The sequence below is a fragment of the Shewanella sp. Iso12 genome, from assembly GCF_012030025.1.
Taxonomy (GTDB): domain Bacteria; phylum Pseudomonadota; class Gammaproteobacteria; order Enterobacterales; family Shewanellaceae; genus Shewanella; species Shewanella algae.
In genome coordinates, this window is sequence record NZ_JAAUHW010000035.1 from 1 (window position 1) to 872 (window position 872).

The following is an 872-nucleotide window of genomic DNA, read 5'->3' on the forward strand; positions in this document are numbered from 1 at the left end:
TATATGGACACCTCTCCGATGCAAGCACCGGCAGGTCTCTTTCTGACAAAGTAGCCACACACATATATCCGGCTTCGTGAGCCCTGATGAACATCCGTACTCTCTGTCCTCATTAGTGCCATGGCTTTTAGCAGCCCAGCTATTTGTCAGGTTCACAGAGAGTCGGTTCTACCTGTCAGCACATCAACTCTTTGGACTTATTAAAATCAGTTAGTTACTTAACGATATACTCTGTTTTTTGGTTTATTAGCGCCCACGCTATTCGGGCATTTTTGTTAGCCAGCGCCACTACAGCTTTGTTTACGCCACTTCGGGCAATAATACCTTTCAGCCACCGCTGGAGACCTCCACATCGTTCTTCCGGAAGGTTGATGACCCGGTAAACCACTGAGCGGGCGCCATGAATAAGCAGTCCTCGCAGATAACCATCTCCGCGTTTTGTTATCCCGAGTAGTCTGACTTTACCACCACTGCTGTGCTCCTTCGGAACCAGCCCCAGATAGCTGGCAAAATGCCGGCCATTCTGAAAATCAGCACTGTCGCCCAGAGCTACCGTCAAGGCTGAAGCCCCTAATGGCCCGATACCAGGTATGCTTTTCAGTCTGAGGGTATCCTCATTTTGCTGGCTGATAAGCGCAAGGCGCAGATCCAGAGTTTTAATCCGCTGCTGATTGTCCTGAAGTTCCTGCAACATCTCATGGAACAGCTCCCGGCTGAGCGTGGTGAGCTCATTTTCTGCATCCTCCAGGTGCTCAGGCAGGTGGGCCATAATTTTATGAGCCCCTTCCGGTATGGCGATACCGTATTCCAGGCCTAGCCCCCGTATCTGGTTAATCAGCGCGGTTTTGTTTTTCATCAGCCGCTGGCGAACC

At 50.8% G+C, this 872-nt stretch carries 1 protein-coding gene; it reads right to left on the bottom strand.

The window, feature by feature from the left end:
- Positions 1-214 precede the first annotated feature (214 nt).
- The coding region (locus tag HCX89_RS22610; RefSeq protein WP_167717522.1) for an IS110 family transposase at positions 215-872 on the bottom strand (658 nt) is incomplete at its 5' end.